The sequence below is a fragment of the Trinickia sp. genome (genome assembly GCF_035492435.1).
GTDB lineage: Bacteria > Pseudomonadota > Gammaproteobacteria > Burkholderiales > Burkholderiaceae > Trinickia.
This window is the reverse complement of sequence record NZ_DATJJF010000040.1, coordinates 1-18,138: the sequence shown is the minus strand read 5'-3', so window position 1 is coordinate 18,138 and position 18,138 is coordinate 1. Positions and strand designations below refer to the sequence as shown.

General features: G+C 62.5%; 15 protein-coding genes, 1 tRNA gene and 2 pseudogenes. 15 read left to right on the top strand and 3 right to left on the bottom strand.

The features are described from left to right. The 3 genes from VL598_RS03440 to dprA all read right to left on the bottom strand — a co-directional run. Positions 1-2,532: DNA topoisomerase III (locus tag VL598_RS03440; protein WP_325325299.1), on the bottom strand; the 2,532-nt coding region annotated here is incomplete at its 3' end. A gap of 220 nt (positions 2,533-2,752) precedes the next feature. After that, positions 2,753-3,130, bottom strand: coding sequence for a thioredoxin family protein (locus VL598_RS03435; RefSeq protein WP_325325298.1), 378 nt, complete (start codon positions 3,128-3,130; stop codon positions 2,753-2,755). A gap of 65 nt (positions 3,131-3,195) precedes the next feature. Beyond that, positions 3,196-4,557 (bottom strand): DNA-processing protein DprA, encoded by a 1,362-nt coding sequence (gene dprA, locus VL598_RS03430; protein WP_325325302.1) that lies wholly within the window; start codon positions 4,555-4,557, stop codon positions 3,196-3,198. A 280-nt stretch (positions 4,558-4,837) separates the two neighbouring features. Here dprA and def point away from each other — a divergent pair, with 280 nt between their 5' ends. From def to VL598_RS03360, 15 genes and pseudogenes are all read left to right on the top strand, one after another. After that, on the top strand, positions 4,838-5,341 hold the full coding sequence (gene def / locus VL598_RS03425) for a peptide deformylase (RefSeq protein WP_325325297.1): 504 nt from the start codon (positions 4,838-4,840) through the stop codon (positions 5,339-5,341). A 20-nt stretch (positions 5,342-5,361) separates the two neighbouring features. Then, on the top strand, positions 5,362-6,345 hold the full coding sequence (fmt, locus tag VL598_RS03420) for a methionyl-tRNA formyltransferase (protein WP_325325296.1): 984 nt from the start codon (positions 5,362-5,364) through the stop codon (positions 6,343-6,345). 347 nt (positions 6,346-6,692) lie between these two features. Next, positions 6,693-7,346 carry a LysE family translocator gene (locus VL598_RS03415; RefSeq protein ID WP_325325295.1) on the top strand — a complete coding sequence of 218 codons (654 nt, stop codon included), beginning with the start codon at positions 6,693-6,695 and terminating at the stop codon, positions 7,344-7,346. A gap of 138 nt (positions 7,347-7,484) precedes the next feature. Next, positions 7,485-8,342, top strand: a complete 858-nt coding sequence (gene htpX / locus VL598_RS03410; protein ID WP_325325294.1) for a zinc metalloprotease HtpX — start codon at positions 7,485-7,487, stop codon at positions 8,340-8,342. A 202-nt stretch (positions 8,343-8,544) separates the two neighbouring features. Continuing rightward, positions 8,545-9,969 (top strand): 16S rRNA (cytosine(967)-C(5))-methyltransferase RsmB, encoded by a 1,425-nt coding sequence (rsmB, locus tag VL598_RS03405; protein WP_325325293.1) that lies wholly within the window; start codon positions 8,545-8,547, stop codon positions 9,967-9,969. Beyond that, entirely contained in the window at positions 9,966-10,559 is a 594-nt protein-coding gene (locus VL598_RS03400; protein WP_325325292.1) for a DUF4390 domain-containing protein, read from the top strand. Before rsmB ends, VL598_RS03400 begins: the two co-directional genes overlap by 4 nt. After that, positions 10,549-12,969 (top strand): PAS domain-containing sensor histidine kinase, encoded by a 2,421-nt coding sequence (locus tag VL598_RS03395; protein ID WP_325325291.1) that lies wholly within the window; start codon positions 10,549-10,551, stop codon positions 12,967-12,969. Before VL598_RS03400 ends, VL598_RS03395 begins: the two co-directional genes overlap by 11 nt. Then, positions 12,970-13,372 (top strand): annotated as a pseudogene (gene esaR, locus VL598_RS16985) (response regulator transcription factor EsaR); the annotation flags it as partial. 86 nt (positions 13,373-13,458) lie between these two features. Then, positions 13,459-13,656 (top strand): annotated as a pseudogene (esaR, locus tag VL598_RS16980) (response regulator transcription factor EsaR); the annotation flags it as partial. Positions 13,657-13,921: 265 nt separating this feature from the next. After that, a tRNA-Phe gene (locus VL598_RS03385) sits at positions 13,922-13,997 on the top strand. A 395-nt stretch (positions 13,998-14,392) separates the two neighbouring features. Further along, complete coding sequence (gene queC / locus VL598_RS03380; RefSeq protein ID WP_325325301.1) at positions 14,393-15,124, top strand: 7-cyano-7-deazaguanine synthase QueC; 732 nt, start codon at positions 14,393-14,395, stop codon at positions 15,122-15,124. A 98-nt stretch (positions 15,125-15,222) separates the two neighbouring features. Further along, the gene (gene queE / locus VL598_RS03375) at positions 15,223-15,855 is read left to right on the top strand and encodes a 7-carboxy-7-deazaguanine synthase (protein WP_325325289.1); all 633 of its coding nucleotides are present in this window, start codon (positions 15,223-15,225) and stop codon (positions 15,853-15,855) included. Between the two features lie 11 nt (positions 15,856-15,866). Next, positions 15,867-16,313 (top strand): 6-carboxytetrahydropterin synthase QueD, encoded by a 447-nt coding sequence (gene queD / locus VL598_RS03370; protein WP_325325300.1) that lies wholly within the window; start codon positions 15,867-15,869, stop codon positions 16,311-16,313. A gap of 278 nt (positions 16,314-16,591) precedes the next feature. Beyond that, positions 16,592-17,374, top strand: a complete 783-nt coding sequence (locus VL598_RS03365) for an HpcH/HpaI aldolase family protein (RefSeq protein ID WP_325325288.1) — start codon at positions 16,592-16,594, stop codon at positions 17,372-17,374. An 11-nt stretch (positions 17,375-17,385) separates the two neighbouring features. Then, entirely contained in the window at positions 17,386-18,138 is a 753-nt protein-coding gene (locus VL598_RS03360; RefSeq protein ID WP_414718645.1) for a tetratricopeptide repeat protein, read from the top strand.

Genomic DNA, 18,138 nt, shown 5'->3' with positions numbered 1-18,138 from the left:
GCTCGAGCCGGCCGCCCGACGAGCCGTTTTGGTCGCAGTCTTAGCCGCGGTTTTGGCTGCCGTCTTGGCCGCCGGCTCCTTCTTCTCGAACTCAAAGCCGATTTTGCCGTCGCTTTGCTTGACCAGATAGGCCTTGAAGTTTCGGCCGGTACGCGACGACTTGAAGCTCGTCAGCAGATCGGTGCGGCCCTCGCCGAGGAGCTTGGCCATCTGCTCGCGCGCGATTTCCTGCTGCAGAATGACTTTGCCGGAGCGGAAGTCGCACTGCTTCGGCGTCGTCACGGAGTTCTCGCAGACGTAACTCATGCCATGCTCGAATACGCTCGCTCCGCATTTCGGGCACGCGCCAACCGGCTCCTGACCGGAAAAGTCAGGTGCCTCGCCGTCCTCCCCGCCCTGATCCTGGCCGAAATCGAATTCCAGCTTGTAGTTGTTGATCTCGTTGTCGAGCGTGAGCTTGAGAATGGCGGAGAACGGTCGGCCCATCTTGCTGCGAAAGCCTGAAAGCGGCCCGATTTCCTTCTTCTCGAGCAGCGTTTCAACCTCCTCGATCTCGAATTGGCGGCTGCCGGGAATCTTCGAGATGGAGAATTCGCACTGGGTGCAGGCGAAGCGCCGGTAGTTCTCCTTGACCTGGCCGCCGCAATGGGGGCACGGCGTGGCAAGCGTCGCGTAATCGCCAGGGATCGTATCGGAATCGTATTCCTTTGCGCGCTTGACGATCGTCTGCGTCATGCGTGCGATTTCCTGCATGAACGCGTCGCGTGCAAGCCTGCCGCGCTCCATCTGCGCTAGCTTGTGTTCCCACTCGCCCGTGAGTTCAGGCGCCGTCAGCTCTTTTACGCCGAGGCCACGCAGCAACGTCATCAGTTGAAACGCCTTGGCGGTCGGGATCAAATCGCGCGCCTCGCGCACAAGGTACTTTTCGCCGAGCAAGCCTTCGATGATCGCGGCCCGTGTGGCTGGCGTGCCGAGCCCTTTCGCCGCCATCGCCTCACGCAACTCGTCATCCTCAACGAGCTTGCCGGCGCCTTCCATGGCTGAGAGCAACGTCGCTTCGTTGTAGCGCGCAGGCGGCTTCGTCGTAAGCGCGTGTGCAGCGATTTCGTCCGTCTTCACCTCTTCGCCCTTCTGCACGGGCACGAGGTTGGCGTCTTCGCCGCTCGACTCGCGACCGTATATCTGCAGCCAGCCCGGCTCGACGAGTACCTTGCCCTCTGTCTTGAAGTGATGACCGGCGACTTCAGTGATGCGTGTAGTGACGCGGTACTCGGCCGCCGGGAAGAAGACAGCGAGAAAGCGCTTCACGACAAGGTCGTAAAGCTTCTGCTCCGGCTCGGACAACGACTTGGGCGCTTGCAGCGTCGGAATGATCGCGAAGTGATCGCTGATCTTCGAGTTGTCGAAAATCCGTTTGTTTGGCTTGACCCAGTTCTTGTCGAGGACCTGCTTGGCGAAGGGCAGATAGTTGTTGCTCTCCTTCAGCATTTCCAGCGTGCTGTTGACGGTGCCGATGTAATCCTCCGGCAACGCTCGCGCGTCGGTACGCGGGTAGGTGAGCACCTTGTGCTTTTCGTAAAGCGCCTGAGCCAACCCCAGCGTGTTTTTTGCCGAGAAGCCGAAGCGACTGTTCGCTTCGCGCTGCAAGCTCGTCAAATCGAAAAGCAACGGTGACAGCTGACTCGAGGGCTTCGATTCCTCGGTGACCGTGCCGAGCTGGTTGCGGCACGCCGCCACGATGCTTTCCGCAGCCGGGAGGCTCCAAAGGCGCGACTCGCGCTTTTCCGGATCGAATTCGTCGCGCTTGAACTTGGGATCGTACCAGCGGCCTTCGTAAAAGCCCGCCGAGCATACGAACTCGGCGCGAACTTCCCAGTAGTCGCGCGCAATGAAGTTGCGGATCTTTTCCTCGCGCTCGACGACGATCGACAGCGTCGGGGTCTGCACGCGCCCGACTGTCGTGAGGAAGAAGCCGCCGCCCTTGCTGTTGAAGGCTGTCATCGCGCGCGTGCCGTTGATGCCGACGAGCCAGTCGGCTTCAGAACGGCAACGTGCCGCGTCGGCCAGCGGCTGCATCTCGCCATCCGTGCGCAAATTCGCAAAGCCATCCCGGATCGCAGCGGGCGTCATCGATTGCAGCCACAGCCGTTGCACCGGCTGCTTGGCATTTGCGTGCTGCGCGATCAGGCGAAAGATCAGCTCTCCCTCGCGCCCGGCGTCGCACGCGTTGATAAGGCGTTCGATGTCCTTGCGCTTGATCAGTTTCGTCAGAAGCTTGAGCCGTGATTCGCTCTTCGCGATCGGATTGAGATCGAAATGGGGCGGAATCACCGGCAAGTGGGCGAAACTCCATTTGCCGCGCTTGACTTCATAGGCCTCGGGCGCGGCGATCTCGACCAAATGTCCGACCGCCGACGAAAGGACGTACTCGTCGCTCTCGTAGTAATCGTCATGTTTGGTGAAGCCGCCAAGCGCTCGCGCAATGTCGTTCGCGACCGAAGGCTTCTCCGCAATGATAAGTGCTTTCGACATGACAAAATCTGGTTGTGATCGGGGTCAATACCCGTTCAGGGGTTCCATCAACGACCGCTTTATAGCACACGGCGCGAGCAGCACGGGCGTGTAACAGAAATCGTTCGATCGTTGTCCACTATCTGGGACGCTGTGACGGAGCCCGATGGCTCCCACACTTTTGCGTACCGCTGGGCTGGCCGGTGCGGGTCCTGCGCCTGTGCGGCGGGCACAGCCCGACTCAAGCCAAGGCAAGCGCCGGACGTAATTTGGGCGCGCCGGTAACGCCGGAAAGCGCGGTGAGTTCTGACAGCAGGCGATTGGCGATTGCAATTTGGGGTAGGACAGTGCCGAAGAAGCGCGTCGTCGCCCCGTCCTCGATCAGCAGGGTCGGAAAATTCTCAACATCGAGATCGTCGAATCGGTCCGCGTGCGTTTCGATGTCAATCCAGACGAAGCACATTTCGGGGTGGGCATCGGCAAGCTGATCGAAATCGGCGCGGTATTCGCGGCAAGTTCCGCACCACTCCGCGCATAAGCATGCGACCAGCAGCGTATTGCAGTCATTCACGCGCTCGGCGATCCGGTCTGAATCGGTATCGAGGTTTAGCGCGGGCATCGTGGTGTTCCTTCTGATATTTCGTTTCGTGTCTGTGCGACTCTAGCATGCCGCAACATTGCCGGTCAGCGCGGCTGCCGCACAATCCGCGAGTATCGGCCGCCAGGTAAAGCGCTCACGTGGCCGCCGAGTTCCAGCCCAAGCAAGACGCCTTGCAGCGCGGCGCCGTCGATCCCGGTTCTCGCTACGAGAATTTCAAGCGTTGCGGGAGCGTGACCGAGTGCGTGGAGGACTCGAACTGCTCGGTCGTCAAGGTGCGCTCGCTCAGGCGGACGGACAGGCCGGAGCACCGACGATGCCGAGTGCGTCTCGCCGGTGCACGATGCCCGTGCACCGTCTTGTAGGGCTGGATCTGGTTCCGTTTGATAAAAAGCCGGCTCGCCTGGGCGGTTGGGCGTGCGGGGTTTGCTTGGACGCCGTGCCGGCGATAAAACCGGAGATTGGGATTGGGACGTGTCTGCGAGTGCCGGCGTGCCAGATGCGCCGAATAGCCCCGGTAAGGCAGCCGATGCGTCGGGGGGCGGCGCGGGTGATGTGACGCCCAGTTCGTCAAAAATGTCCTCCGGTGTTTCGGTGAGCTTCGCGCCCTCTTTGATGAGCTGGTGACAACCGCGAGACAGTGGCGCGTGAATCGAACCCGGCACAGCGAACACTTCTCGGCCCATTTCGTTGGCAAGTCGCGCCGTGATCAAAGAACCCGAGCGCGGCGCTGCCTCGACGATGAGAACGCCCCTCGCGAGACCGGCGATCAATCGGTTGCGTCGAGGAAAATTCTCGCGCCTCGCAGGTGTGCCGAGCGGCCATTCGGAGACAATGGCGCCGCGGGCGGCTACCTCGTGCGCAAGCGCGCGGTGCCTGGCCGGATAGACGATATCCGCTCCCGTGCCGATGACGGCGACCGTGGCCCCGGCCGCGTCGAGGGCAGCGCGGTGTGCCGCGCCGTCGATGCCGAGGGCGAGCCCGGAGATGACCGTGAGGCCGGCGGCGGCCAATGCACGGGCGAAACTCGCGGCGTCCTCGAGCCCTTGCGGCGTGGCGTTTCGGCTGCCGACGACGGCCACGCCCGGCGCATGCAGCAACTCGAGGCGCCCCTTTACATACAGCAAAGCCGGCGGATCGTGCATCGTCAGCAAGGCGGCGGGATACGCCGGATCGGTAAGCGGCACGATCGCATTGCCGGGCTCGAGGCACCACGCCGCCGCATTTGCGACCGCTTCGCGAAGTGCGGCCGCCGGCGGCGATACCGCTGCACGTGCGGCCTGCGGCCCGGCAATCGCCGCAAGCGATTCAAACGGCTGCGCCCGTACCGCCTGAGCCCCACCGAAAGCATTGACAAGCGTCCGCAGTGCGGCCGGCGTCAGCCCGCGCGCACCCGCGAGGCAAAGCCATGCGCTCAACTCGGCCTCGGTCATGGGCAAGGCCTGCATCGCGCGCCAAGTCGCCACCTGCCAAGGCATGGGCAGCGTGGTAGAATTTTCATCATCCGAAATAATCCCCTGTGCGGAACACGCCTTCTGTTCGCCCGTTTGCGGACGGTTTAGGCGCACGTCGTCCGACTTATCTTCGGTGCGCGGCGAGGTTAGGCACAAGCTGGCCGGATGGCCTATCGACGGACACGGGGATAGAGATCATGATGTTGCGAAGCGCGGGATATTCGCTGTTCGCGTTTGCGCGCGTCGCGCGCGAGAAAGAGACAGTTTTTTAGCCATGGCCTTACTGAACATTCTTAACTTTCCGGATAAGCGTCTGCACAAGATCGCGAAGCCGGTGGCAGTCGTTGACGATCGCATCCGCAAACTCGCTGCCAATATGGCCGAGACGATGTACGACGCACCGGGCGTGGGTCTCGCCGCCACGCAAGTCGATGTCCATGAGCGCGTCATAGTGATTGATGTGTCGGATACGCACGACCAGCTTCTCGTCTTCATCAACCCCGAGATCGTTTGGTCGAGCGACGAGCGCAAGCTCTCTGAGGAGGGTTGCCTGTCCGTGCCCGGCATCTACGACGATGTCGAGCGGGCAGAGAAGGTGCGAGTGCGGGCGTTGAATGAGCGCGGCGAGTCGTTCGAGCTGGATTGCGAAGGTTTGCTGGCGGTTTGCATTCAGCATGAGATGGATCATTTGATGGGGCGCGTCTTTGTCGAATATCTGTCGCCGCTCAAGCAAACGCGCATCAAGTCGAAGATGAAAAAGCTCGCGCACGAGATGTGACTCGGAGCGCGCGTTTGCCTATGACACCCCCCTTGCGCGTCATTTTTGCCGGCACGCCCGAATTTGCCGCGGCGGCGCTGGCCGCTATCCACGCGGCGGGCTTTCCCGTGCCCCTCGTGCTAACACAGCCTGACAGGCCCGCTGGCCGGGGCATGAAATTGCAGGCCAGTGCCGTCAAGCGATATGCGCTCGAGCACGGGCTTGCGCTTTCTCAGCCCCCTTCGCTGCGTCGTACCGGCAAGTTTCCGGCCGAAGCCACTTCGGCCATCGAGCAGTTGCGCGTCACGCCGCACGATGTCATGGTTGTCGCGGCGTATGGATTGTTGCTGCCCCAGGAAGTGCTCGACATTCCGCCGCATGGTTGCATCAACATTCACGCCTCGCTGCTGCCCCGTTGGCGCGGTGCGGCGCCGATCCATCGGGCCATCGAGGCCGGCGACGCAGAAACGGGCATTACGCTCATGCAGATGGAGGCCGGGCTCGACACGGGTCCGATGCTCAGCACCGCACGAGTACCGATCGGCCCGCGCGACACGACTGCGACGCTGCATGACACATTGGCGGCTGCCGGTGCGTCGCTGATCGTGGAAGCGCTTCGCGAGCTGGAGCGTGGCGGCAGGCTCGCGGCCACGTCTCAGCCCGAAGCGGGCGTGACATACGCCGAAAAGATCGGCAAGCATGAGGGGGCGCTCGATTGGCGCAGACCGGCCGAAGCACTGGCCAGGCAGATTCGCGCTTTCGATCCTTTCCCGGGAGGCGCAGCAACGCTGGATGACGGCACAGCCTTGAAAGTTTGGGCTGCGGAGCCTGTCGCCCATCGGGCGAATGACGTGAAGGCGGGCGCGATCGTCGACGTTTCACCGGAAGGCGTCATCGTCGTTTGCGGTGATGGGGCGCTGCGCATTACGCAACTTCAAAAGCCCGGCGGCAAGCGGCTGCCTGTCCGCGAGTTTCTGGCCGGCACGCCGCTGACGGCCGGCCGGCGGTTTATGTCGGCCGATTAGCCATGAGGTGCCATGCGGCATAATGCCAAACGGCTGTTCGAAGTCATTGATTGAACGAAGCGGCCAGTTGGCCGCAAGGCGAGCAACGAAGCCGTCGGCGCCGAGCCCTGTTACCTCTCAAGCAGAGGGGCGCCGGGGATGCCGATCGGGGCGGTTACAGCAACGCGTGCCGGCAAACGCCCAAGCAACGTCCATTGCGCGCCGTTGTTGAACCGGGTGCTCTCTTGAACGGCTCTACTGAGCGCACCAATTGGGGGCAAGCCAAGGCGGGTCAGGACCGCCCCCGTCCCCTGCTCACGAACCTTCGCACCCGCCCACAGGCTTTCTCAGTAAGGAGATATCACGCCATGTTCGGCATCGTTCATTTTCCGCTCTTCGTGGCAGCCGTTTTTTTGCTGAATGTCACGCCGGGCCCGGACACGGCGTACATCGTAGGGCGCAGCGTCGCGCAGGGACGCGGTGCGGGCCTGATGTCAGCGCTTGGCATTTCGGCCGGATGCTGCGTGCACACACTCGCTTGTGCATTTGGGCTCACGGCCCTCATCGCGGCTTCGGCGACGGCCTTTACCGTCATCAAACTCGCCGGCGCCATCTATCTGATCTACCTCGGTGTGCGTCTCATTCTCGCTTCTCCGGCGAAGAAGGCAGGCGTTGCCAGCGAGGCCCGGCAAGCGAGTTCGCCCGTGGCGCCCAAGCCGCTCAAGCAGCTATTCGTGCAAGGCTTTTGCACTAACGTCCTGAACCCCAAGGTCGTACTCTTTTTCGTCTCGTTTTTTCCGCAGTTCGTCGCGGCGAACAGCGAACACAAAGCGCTCACCTTCCTTTTGCTGGGTGCTGTTTTCATCGTGATGAGCACGGTCTGGAACAGCTTTGTTGCCTGGATCGCGGGTGGGGTCACACAGCGCCTCGGCGGCAAGCCTTCAATCAAGAAGTGGCTCGACCGTTTCGTGGGCAGCGCGTTCGTCGGGCTTGGGCTTAAGCTTGCGACGGCACAGCACTAAAGAAGTTGAATTTTTTCGGCTCGCCACAACCTAACGGTTTGCTTTCAGTCGATCGCTATGCTTTGCCGTGCTCTGTCTCGTTTTCATGCGGCTCGCCAGCGAAACTTTTGGTGTGAATAAAAGGGGAAAGGAGTCCACATGTTCAATTGGGTGAAAACCGCAATGCTGATGGCGGCGATCACGGCCCTGTTCGTCGTGATCGGCGGCATGATCGGCGGCTCGCGCGGCATGATGTTCGCCCTCGTCGTCGCCCTGGCGATGAATTTCTTTTCGTACTGGTTCTCGGACAAGCTCGTCCTGCGCATGTACAACGCACAGGAGGTGGATGAGACGAGCGCGCCGCAGTTTTATCGGATGATTCGCGAACTCTCGACACGTGGCGGCCTGCCGATGCCGCGCGTCTACCTGATCAACGAAGACGCGCCAAACGCCTTTGCGACAGGGCGCAATCCGCAGCACGCCGCCGTCGCCGCGACGACAGGCATTCTGCGCATCTTGTCCGAGCGCGAGATGCGCGGCGTGATGGCACACGAGCTATCGCATGTGAAACACCGCGATATCCTTATCTCGACAATCTCCGCGACGATGGCGGGCGCGATCTCGGCGCTCGCCAATTTCGCGGTGTTTTTTGGCGGTCGCGACGAGGAAGGCCGACCGGCCAACCCGATCGCGGGGATCGCAGTGGCCTTGTTGGCGCCGATCGCGGCGGCGATGATCCAGATGGCAATTTCTCGTGCGCGCGAGTTTGAAGCTGACCGCGCCGGCGCAGCTTTGTCAGGGGATCCGCAGGCGCTTGCCTCGGCGCTCGACAAGATTCACCGTTACGCGGCCGGGATTCCGTTTGCCGCCGCCGAAGCACATCCCACGACCGCTCAGATGATGATCCTCAATCCGTTGTCGGGCGGTGGCGTCGCGAAGCTGTTCTCGACGCACCCTGCCACCGAAGAGCGCATCGCGCGCCTGATGGAAATGGCGCGCACTGGCCGCTACGACTGAGCGAGTGCGTCGCCGCAGGCATGCCAGTGCAAAAGGAACGGCTTGCCTGTCGCTTTACGGGCCGCTTCATGGGCTGTTTCATGGGGCCGTGCTTGGCGGTGCGCCGGGCCGGCTCGGCATCAGCTGAGGGCCCCTCCTGGCAGGCGCGCTACAATCCAGCGTTTGGCGTTTCGATGCCCGTCGTGGCACGCCGGTTTTCCTCATGACCCGATCCTTCTCCGCACGCCATCATTCGGCGCAGCCGGCACCTGCGCGCGACGCGCGCTTGTCGACGCTTCGTCTCGCGCCCGACTCACTGGGCTTCGCGCTCGACGCGGCAGCTCAAGCGGTCGGCGCCGTGCGAGCGGGCACAGCCCTGCCGGCGGCACTCGCCGCCGTGCGGGCCAAAGGCACGGCTGCCTCGATCGCACTTGCACGCGGAGCCATGCAGGACATCGCCTATCGCACGCTGCGCCGTCTTGGCACGGCCGACTGGCTGATGACGAAGCTCGTGCGCAAACCGCCGCCCCCGCATGTCAGCCATCTGCTGGCCTGCGCGCTGTCATTGCTTCTCGATGAGTCTTACCCGGCACATACCGTCGTTGATCAGGCGGTCAATTCGATCGGCGCGCGGCGCGAGATGGCGTTTGCGAGAGGGCTGGTCAACGCTGTCTTGCGTACCTTCGTGCGCGAGCGTGAAACCCTGCTAGCCAGTGCCGCTGCCGATCCCGTCGCCCGCTGGAACTATCCGCGATGGTGGATCGATGCGGTGACGCGGGCATGGCCCGAGCGCTGGGAGCAGATTCTCACGGCGGGCAATTGCGCAGGGCCCTTGACGCTGCGCGTCAATGCGCGCCGCTCGACGGTCGCCGCCTACCTGGAGACGCTGCGCGCAGCCGATGTCGAGGCGAAGCAAATTGGCGCCCACGCCGTGCAACTCGCCGCAGCGATGCCGGTCGAGCGGATACCCGGATTCGCGGACGGAATCGTCTCGGTGCAAGATGCGGGGGCGCAGCTCGCCGCCGAGTGGCTCAGCGCACGCGACGGCATGCGCGTGCTCGATGCCTGCGCGGCGCCCGGCGGCAAAACGGGGCATGTGCTGGAGCTTGCCGATGTCTCGCTCGTTGCGCTCGAGAGCGATGCCGCGCGCGCCGTGCGCATCGGCGAGAACCTTGAGCGTCTGAACCTGCATGCCGAGGTGCGGGTCGGTGACGCCGGTGCGCCCGCGATGTGGCACGACGGCATTCCCTTCGATCGCATCTTGGCCGATGTGCCCTGCTCTGCTTCGGGCATCGTCCGTCGCCATCCCGATATCCGATGGCTCAGGCGGCCGGACGATGTCGCCGCGCTCGCGCGAGAGCAGCAACGCATCGTCGATGCACTGTGGCCGCTACTTGCGCCGGGGGGCGAACTGCTTTATGCGACCTGCTCGATTTTTCCGGAGGAAGGCGAGGCACAGGCCGAGCGGTTTGAACGCGTCCACAAAGATGCGGTACGATTGGACGCGCCGGGGCAACTGGCGCCGGTTTCGGCCGGCGCGACGGATGCGTCTTCGGTGCTACCCACGGCCGGCATGCGCGCCGCTGAGCGCACCGAGTCTGACATCGACCACGACGGTTTTTTCTACGCGCGCTTTCAGAAACGGTGACGATCAGCAAACGCCTTTTTTCGCTTCGGCTTGTGGCCGTGCTCTGGATCGGGCTGACCGTTTGCCTTGCCGCAGCGGCGCCGGCGCATGCCGATTCGATCGCCGTCCAACGTGCTTCCTTGCAAGCAGACGGCACGGGCTGGAGCCTGGATGCGCGCTTCGACTTCGAGCTCAACAGCAGCCTTGAGGATGCTGTCAACCGAGGCGTTCCGCTCTACTTCACGACCGATTTCGAGCTCACGCGCCCAAGGTGGTATTGGATCGACGAGCAACCGGTATCGGTCTCGCAAACGTGGCGGCTCTCGTTTCAGCCGCTGACGCGTGAATATCGTGTGTCGAGCGGCGGCCTGCAACTCGGTTTCAGCTCGCTTGCCGAAGCGCTCGCCATTATCAAGCACGTCACGTCGTGGCATGTGATCGAGCACGCTCAAGTGCGAGCTGGCGAGACTTACACTGCGTCGGTGCGCATGGCGCTCGACACGGCGCTTATGCCCAAGCCGTTCCAGGTCGATGCGGTGAACAATCGCGACTGGTCGCTTGCCTCCGATTGGAAGCGATTCACCTTTACGGTAGCCGAACATGCTAGATAGGATGCGCCGCGGTGCTGATGCCAAGAGCATCGTGTTACGGGTGCTCGTATCGACTGTCGCCGTCACGGCGTTGCTGCTGCTCGTATTGCTTGCGGCTGCGAGCGCCAACACCGAGTTTTTCGACCGCTACTACTCATGGCTCTATTCGGCCAACATTGCGGTGGCGCTCGTTTTTCTGCTTGTCGTCGTCGCGCTGGTCGTGATGATCCTCGTGCGCTTGCGCAAGGGCAAGTTCGGCACGCGGCTACTCGCGAAGCTTGCCATCTTCTTTGCGCTGGTCGGCGTCGTGCCGGGAGCGATCATCTACGTCGTCTCCTATCAGTTCGTCTCGCGCAGCATCGAGTCGTGGTTCGACGTCAACATCGAGACAGCGCTCACGTCGGGGCTCAATCTTGGCCGTGGCATGCTCGACGCATCGCTTTCCGATTTGCAGACGAAGGCGCGGTTGATGTCCGAGCAACTGGCAAGCGCGGGCCCCGCCAACACCACCATTACGCTGTTGCGCTTGCGCGACCAGTTCGGCGTGCAGGAGGCCATGATCGTCGAGTCGGGGGGCGGCGTATCAGGCGCCGCGCCCAGTTTGCATGTGGTTGCTCAGGCATCGGGCGGCAACATCGCGGCGCTCGTACCCGACGACATGCCGACGACACTCGTGATCGATCAGGCCCGCAGACGCGGCTTCGCGGCGGTCGAAGGCGAAGTGGACGGCGATCCTCATGCTGTGGGAGGCGCAGGCACGCTGCGCTTGCGCGTCGTCGAGCGCATACCGGATTCCAATACATCGCTCTTGCAGCCGGCCGAGCGCTTCTTGCAGATTACGCAGCCCGTGTCGCCGACCCTAGCGCGCAACGCCGACGCCGTGCAGCGCGCCTATCGCGAATATCAGGAGAAGTCACTCGGCCGCACGGGGCTGCGCAAGATGTACATCGGGACGCTGACCCTCGCGCTCTTTCTCGCGACGTTTATCGCCATGATGCTTGCGATTGCGCTCGGCAATCAGCTCGCGCGGCCGCTCTTCCTGTTGGCGAAGGGAACGAAGGAAGTCGCGGAAGGCGACTTCACGCCCAAGCGCGAGATCAAGTCGCGCGATGAACTTGGCTTTCTGACTCAGTCGTTCAATGCGATGACGCGGCAGTTGTCCGAGGCACGCGCGGCGGTGGAGCAAAACCGCATCGCGCTTGAGCATTCGAAGGCCTATCTAGAGAGCATCCTCGCAAACCTGACGGCTGGCGTGTTCGTGCTCGACAGGCAATTCCGGCTGAGCACGGCCAATCGCGGCGCCGAACGCATATTCCGGCAGCCTTTCCATTCGATGCTTGGCGCATCGCTGGAGAAAATCGATGTCGTTGCCGAGTTCGCGTCCATGGTGCGCAAGGCCTTTGCGGATCGAGAGGCGGCCAGCACAGGTGGCCACGACAACGGCCACTGGCAGCAGCAGATCGCCGTCTCCGTGCCTGGGGAGATGGAGCCGATCACGCTGCTCGTGCGAGGCTCGCGGCTTGTGGCTGGGGGCGAAAACGGCGGCGAATTGGACGAAGTGCAAACGACGGGCTATGTGATTGTCTTCGACGACATCTCCGATGTGATTTCGGCGCAGCGATCGGTGGCGTGGGGTGAAGTGGCACGACGGCTCGCGCACGAGATCAAAAATCCTTTGACGCCGATTCAACTTTCCGCTGAACGCCTGCAAATGAAGCTTGCGGACAAGCTTTCGCAGCCAGACGCCGATGTGCTCAAGCGCGGCGCCACGACGATCGTCAATCAGGTTGCGGCAATGAAGCGCATGGTGGACGATTTTCGCGACTATGCGCGCACGCCGCCTGCCGTGCTTGCGAACCTGCAGCTCAACGATCTGGTGATGGAGGTCCTTGCGCTGTACGGCGTCGAGGAGGGTAAGAGCCCCATCTTGGTTGACTTGCACCCGTTGCCCGTGATCAAGGGCGATGCGACACAACTTCGCCAAGTGATTCACAATTTGCTGCAAAACGCACAAGATGCAGTCGCGGACGCACGCAATCCCCGTGTCGTGCTGGAAAGCAAGACAGTAGAATATGGCGATCCCGACGCCCAGGGCAAAGTCCGCATCGCAGTACGCCTCACCGTTTCGGACAACGGACCGGGCTTTCCCGCTCGCATTCTCACACGTGCGTTCGAACCTTACGTGACGACTAAGGCCAAAGGGACGGGGCTTGGACTTGCCACCGTCAAGAAGATCGTCGATGAGCATGGCGCCCGCATCGATATTCGCAATCGCATGAAGTCGGGCGAGACGATCGAGGGTGCGCAGATTTCGATATTGTTCCTGCAAATGGCTGACGACACGTTGCCATCCACGCCCGGCCAAGCGGCAACGCGCGGGGGAGCAACGCCGGGGACGACAAAAGCAATAGCGCAGACAAGGGCAGCATAAATGGCAACCATCTTGGTGGTAGACGACGAAATGGGTATCCGGGAATTACTCTCGGAAATCCTGAGCGATGAGGGGCATGCCGTTGACGTCGCAGAAAACGCGCAACAGGCGCGCGATTTACGCTTGCGTCATGCACCTGATCTCGTGCTGCTCGACATCTGGATGCCCGATACGGATGGCGTGACCCTGCTCAAGGAGTGGGCAGCGCAAGGGCAGTTGACCATGCCCGTCATCATGATGTCGGGGCATGCGACGATCGATACGGCGGTCGAGGCGACCAAGATCGGCGCGCTGAACTTTCTCGAAAAGCCGATCGCGCTGCAAAAGCTATTGAAAGCCGTTGAGCAGGGGCTCGCACGCGGCAGCGCAATACCTTCTTCCGCCGCGGCTGCGAAGTCGGCCACGCCTGCCAATGTCGCGTCGATTGCGGCAGCCGTCGCTGTGCCGGGGTTTGTGGTCGACAACCCGGCGGGGGGGATGGTCGTGGGGCAGGCCGCATCGATTTCCTTCGACATTCCGCTTCGCGATGCGCGCGACGCGTTTGAACGCGCCTATTTCGAATATCACTTGGCGCGCGAGAACGGCAGCATGACGCGAGTCGCCGAAAAGACGGGGCTTGAGCGCACCCATCTTTATCGCAAGCTCAAGCAGCTCGGCGTCGATCTTGGCAAGAGCAAGGGGGAATGACAGGGAGTGAGCGCTGCCTTGGGTCGGACGCCGCTCTACGGCGCGATTCGTCCATCGTTGCGCTTCAGTTCCGTGCCGTTGCGTCGCATGGCGCTTTTTGTCCGCTTTTGTCGTTCTGCACGAGGGATTGGTAGTGTCGCGCAATGTGACGCGCCACTGACGCTCACATGAGTTGTGAAGCACTGCATCCCCAATGCAAGATCGACTAAACGTACAAAAACACTTGAGGATCCCCCAAGTCCTTGATATAATCTTTTTTCTTCGTGGCCCGGTAGCTCAGTTGGTAGAGCAGCGGATTGAAAATCCGCGTGTCGGTGGTTCGATTCCGCCCCAGGCCACCAGCTGTATGCAACCCCAAGAATCGCGAGATTCTTGGGGTTTTCTTCATTGCTGCGCGGGTCGCGCTGCTTGTTCCGCGCAGCAGGCCTTAAGGCCTCTGATCTGGTTGGTCAGTAGAGGGCGCAACCGAGGGGGCGCAACCCAGGGGCGCAATGTAGCGCTTGGCCCCAAAGGTGAGGCCTATACTTCGATTGCGCAAAGCCGCGGGTGTTGTGCTTGGGCGCAGGAGATCGGCGGGCGTGAGGCGCGTGGGACGTGCAGGCCGCGAACGCGGCGTGTGATCACGCGTTGCATCCACGACGCCTAATGCCACGCCGTAAGGTGCAGCAGACGCCACACTGCGGCGAACATCGGCAGACAACGGATTCGTGACGGCTTACGGAGTGGAGTGTTCACGGTGATTGGGACAGACGCTAAGAGCGGCGCGCTCGTGCTATTTTCGGGTGGCCAGGATTCGGCGACGTGCCTCGCATGGGCACTTGATCGTTACGAGACGGTCGAAACGATCGGTTTCGATTACGGCCAGCGTCATCGCGTGGAGCTTGACTGTCGGGAGGGCGTGCGTGAAAAGTTCGCGCGCGCATTCCCCGCATGGGCTGGCCGGCTCGGTGACGATCACATGATCGATCTTTCCGTGCTCGGCGCGATCAGCGATACGGCCATGACGCGCGAGATCGAGATCGAGGCTGCGGCTAACGGACTGCCGAACACGTTCGTGCCGGGGCGAAACCTGATGTTCATGACGATCGCCGCCGCGCTCGCGCATCGACGCGGATTGCGCGCGCTCGTCGGCGGGATGTGCGAGACGGATTTCTCCGGCTATCCGGACTGCCGCGATGACACGATGAAGGCGCTGCAAGTCGCACTCAATCTCGGTATGCAGAGCCGCTTCATCATCGAGACGCCGCTGATGTGGCTCGATAAGGCCGATACTTGGCGCCTCGCCGAGCGGCTCGGCGGCCCTGCGCTGGTCGAGTTGATTCGCGTGGAGACGCACACCTGCTACCTCGGCGAGCGGGGGCAGTTCAACGACTGGGGCTTCGGCTGCGGCGAATGTCCAGCGTGCCGCTTGCGCAAGCGCGGCTATGAGGCATTTCTTGCGGGCGAACAGGTGACGCAACCGGTGTAGCGGTCTCCCGGTCGGGCGAGTTGCGACAAAGGCGGTGCAATGGGTGCGGACACCCCGCGCAGATCGAGTCGAGGACTCGGGCAGACGGAAAACGCGATATGACGTACGCGGTCAAGGAAATTTTCTACACGCTGCAGGGCGAAGGCGCGAACGCCGGCCGCCCAGCTGTGTTTTGCCGGTTCGCCGGTTGCAATCTTTGGTCGGGGCGCGAAGAGGATCGCGCGAGCGCGGTTTGCCGCTTTTGCGACACCGACTTCGTGGGCACTGACGGCGAGAACGGTGGCAAATATGGCGATGCCCGCGCGCTCGTCGACAAGATCGTCTCGCTTTGGCCGGTCGGCGAAGGCTTCCGCTTCGTCGTCTGCACGGGCGGGGAGCCGATGTTGCAGCTCGACGCGCCGCTCGTCGATGCGCTGCATGCGGCTGGATTCGAAGTGGCAATCGAGACGAACGGTTCGCTGCCGGTTCTGGAATCGATCGATTGGGTTTGCGTGAGCCCCAAAGCCGATGCACCGCTCGTCGTCACCAAGGGTGACGAACTGAAGGTCGTCATTCCGCAGGAGAATCAGCGCTTGGCCGACTATGCGGCGCTCGAGTTCGATCACTTTCTGGTGCAGCCGATGGACGGCCCTGCGCGCGAAATCAACACGCGTCTCGCAATCGACTGGTGCAAGCGCCACCCGAAGTGGCGGCTTTCCATGCAGACGCACAAGTATCTGAATATACCCTGACCCCTGCCGTGCTGACGATTACCCGAAAACTCGAATTCGATGCGGGGCACCGCATCCCCGACCACCGCAGCCAGTGCCGTAATCTCCACGGGCACCGGTATGTGCTCGAGATCACGCTGCAAGGCGACGTGATCGACCAGGAAGGCGCGCCCGATCGGGGCATGGTGATGGACTTCGCCGATGTCAAATCGCTCGCGATGGAGCATTTGGTCAGCCGTTGGGATCACGCGTTTCTTGTCTACGAAGGCGACACCCAAGTTCGAGCGTTTCTTGAGTCAATGCCCGATCACAAGACGGTGGTGCTCAATCGTATTCCCACCGTCGAAAACCTCGCGGCCGTCGCATTCGAGACGCTTTCGGCCGTCTATGACGCGCATTACGGCGTGAATCTGCGCCTCACGCGTGTGCGGATCTACGAAACGCCGAACTGCTGGGCCGATTTTGTCCGCGATATTTGACCCTCGCCTCTAATGGCGTGAGCCGTGCCGAGGACGCGCAAGAATGCGCTTGTCCTCTGCGCGTCACGTCTCTCGTGCCCCATTCTTGGGGCGGTGCGCGACGACCCACGCTTTGCGCGGTGCTTCCGCTGTCAGTATGATCGAGCAAAGCCGGTTTCGCGCCGCGTGCGCGGTGTGCCGGCGTCAATGGAGCGAGACCCGGCCGCGCAGCGCGAAGCTTCACGAGCGCTGCGTTGATAGTGGCGGCTGCGTGTGGCGCTCACTCGAGGAGGTGGCGCATGAGCACATTTACGAATCCCCTCAAGGCGCGTCTGAAGGAAGCCGAGCCGCTTTACGGGTTGTGGCTCTCGCTCCGTAGCGCTGAAGTGGCAGAGGCGCTCGCACATGCCGGGTTCGACTGGCTTTGCATCGACATGGAGCACGCGCCGAATGATTCGGCTGATGTGACAGCGCAATTGCGCGCCATTGCCGCCTCGCGGCTGCCCACCGAACCTGTCGTCCGTGTGCCGGCTTGCGAATCTTGGCTCGTCAAACGGGTCCTCGACGCGGGCGCGCGCACGCTGATGTTTCCCAATATCGAATCGGCCGAAGCGGCGGCACACGCTGTTCGGCTGACGCGCTTCCCGGACACCGGTCACGCCGATGGTCTGCGCGGCGTCGCGAGCGCTGTACGGGCCTCGGCATACGGCGCACGGCGCGACTATCTGCAGACCGCCAATGCGCAGATTGCGACAATCGTCCAGATCGAATCCGGGGAGGCACTCGACGAAGTCGATCGAATTGCAGCAACGTCCGGGGTCGATTGTCTGTTCGTCGGGCCATCGGATTTAGCGGCGAGCCTCGGTCATCTTGGGGATACCAAACACCCCGAGGTTCAGGATGCCGTGCGCCGCGTAGCTGCCGCCGCCGAACGGGCCGGCGTCGCATCGGGCATTTTTGCGCTCGACGCGGCGAGTGCGCGTCAGTATCGCGCGGACGGCTTCCGCTTTATCGCACTGGCCGCCGACGTAGGGTGGCTCGTTCGCGCTGTCCGTGCCGCATTGCAGGAGGCAAGAACATGAGAAAACGGAGCATGTCCGCATGGGGGCGTTCGGCGCTTCCCATCATCTCGGCCCTCACGTTGGCTGTTGCCGGGCTTGCTGGCGCTGCGCCCGCGCAGTCACGCACGCAGGCAGAAGGGCAAATCAACCCGGCCGCACCGCTTGCCGACAAAGACCCCGAGACGCAAGCCGCGGTGGCCGACTATAACGCCGGCGATTTCAACGCCGCGCTCAAGGAATTTCGCGATGCTGCGGAGCGCGGCAACCGGCTCGCGCAATTCAATTACGCGATGATGTTGCTTAACGGCGAGGGCACACCCGCCAACGTCGATGAAGGGCGGAAATGGCTGCGCAAGGCGGCCGATGCGAACATGTCGCACGCGCAGTACGTCTACGGCAGGATGTACGACGACGGCGACTTCGTATCGCGAGACCCGACGGAGGCGCACCGATGGTTCATCAAAGCGGCACAACAGGGCCACATACAGGCCGAATTGGCGCTTGCGAACCAGTTCCTGGATGGGCGCGGCACCGCACGCGACTACAGGCAGGCCTTCCACTGGTACAAAAAAGCCGCCGAAGGCGGCGATATGACCGCCCAGTATGTGACAGCGTCGTTTTATGAGCGTGGCGGCGATGGCGTCACGCGCAACATCAACATCGCACGTGCGTACTACGCGGCGGCTGCCGCCCAGGGGGATCCGGCCGCGCGGCTCAAGTTTCAGGAACTGAGCAGCGAGCTCAGTCGCGAGGCGCAAGGACAGTCGAAACCGGCGCAGCCTTAG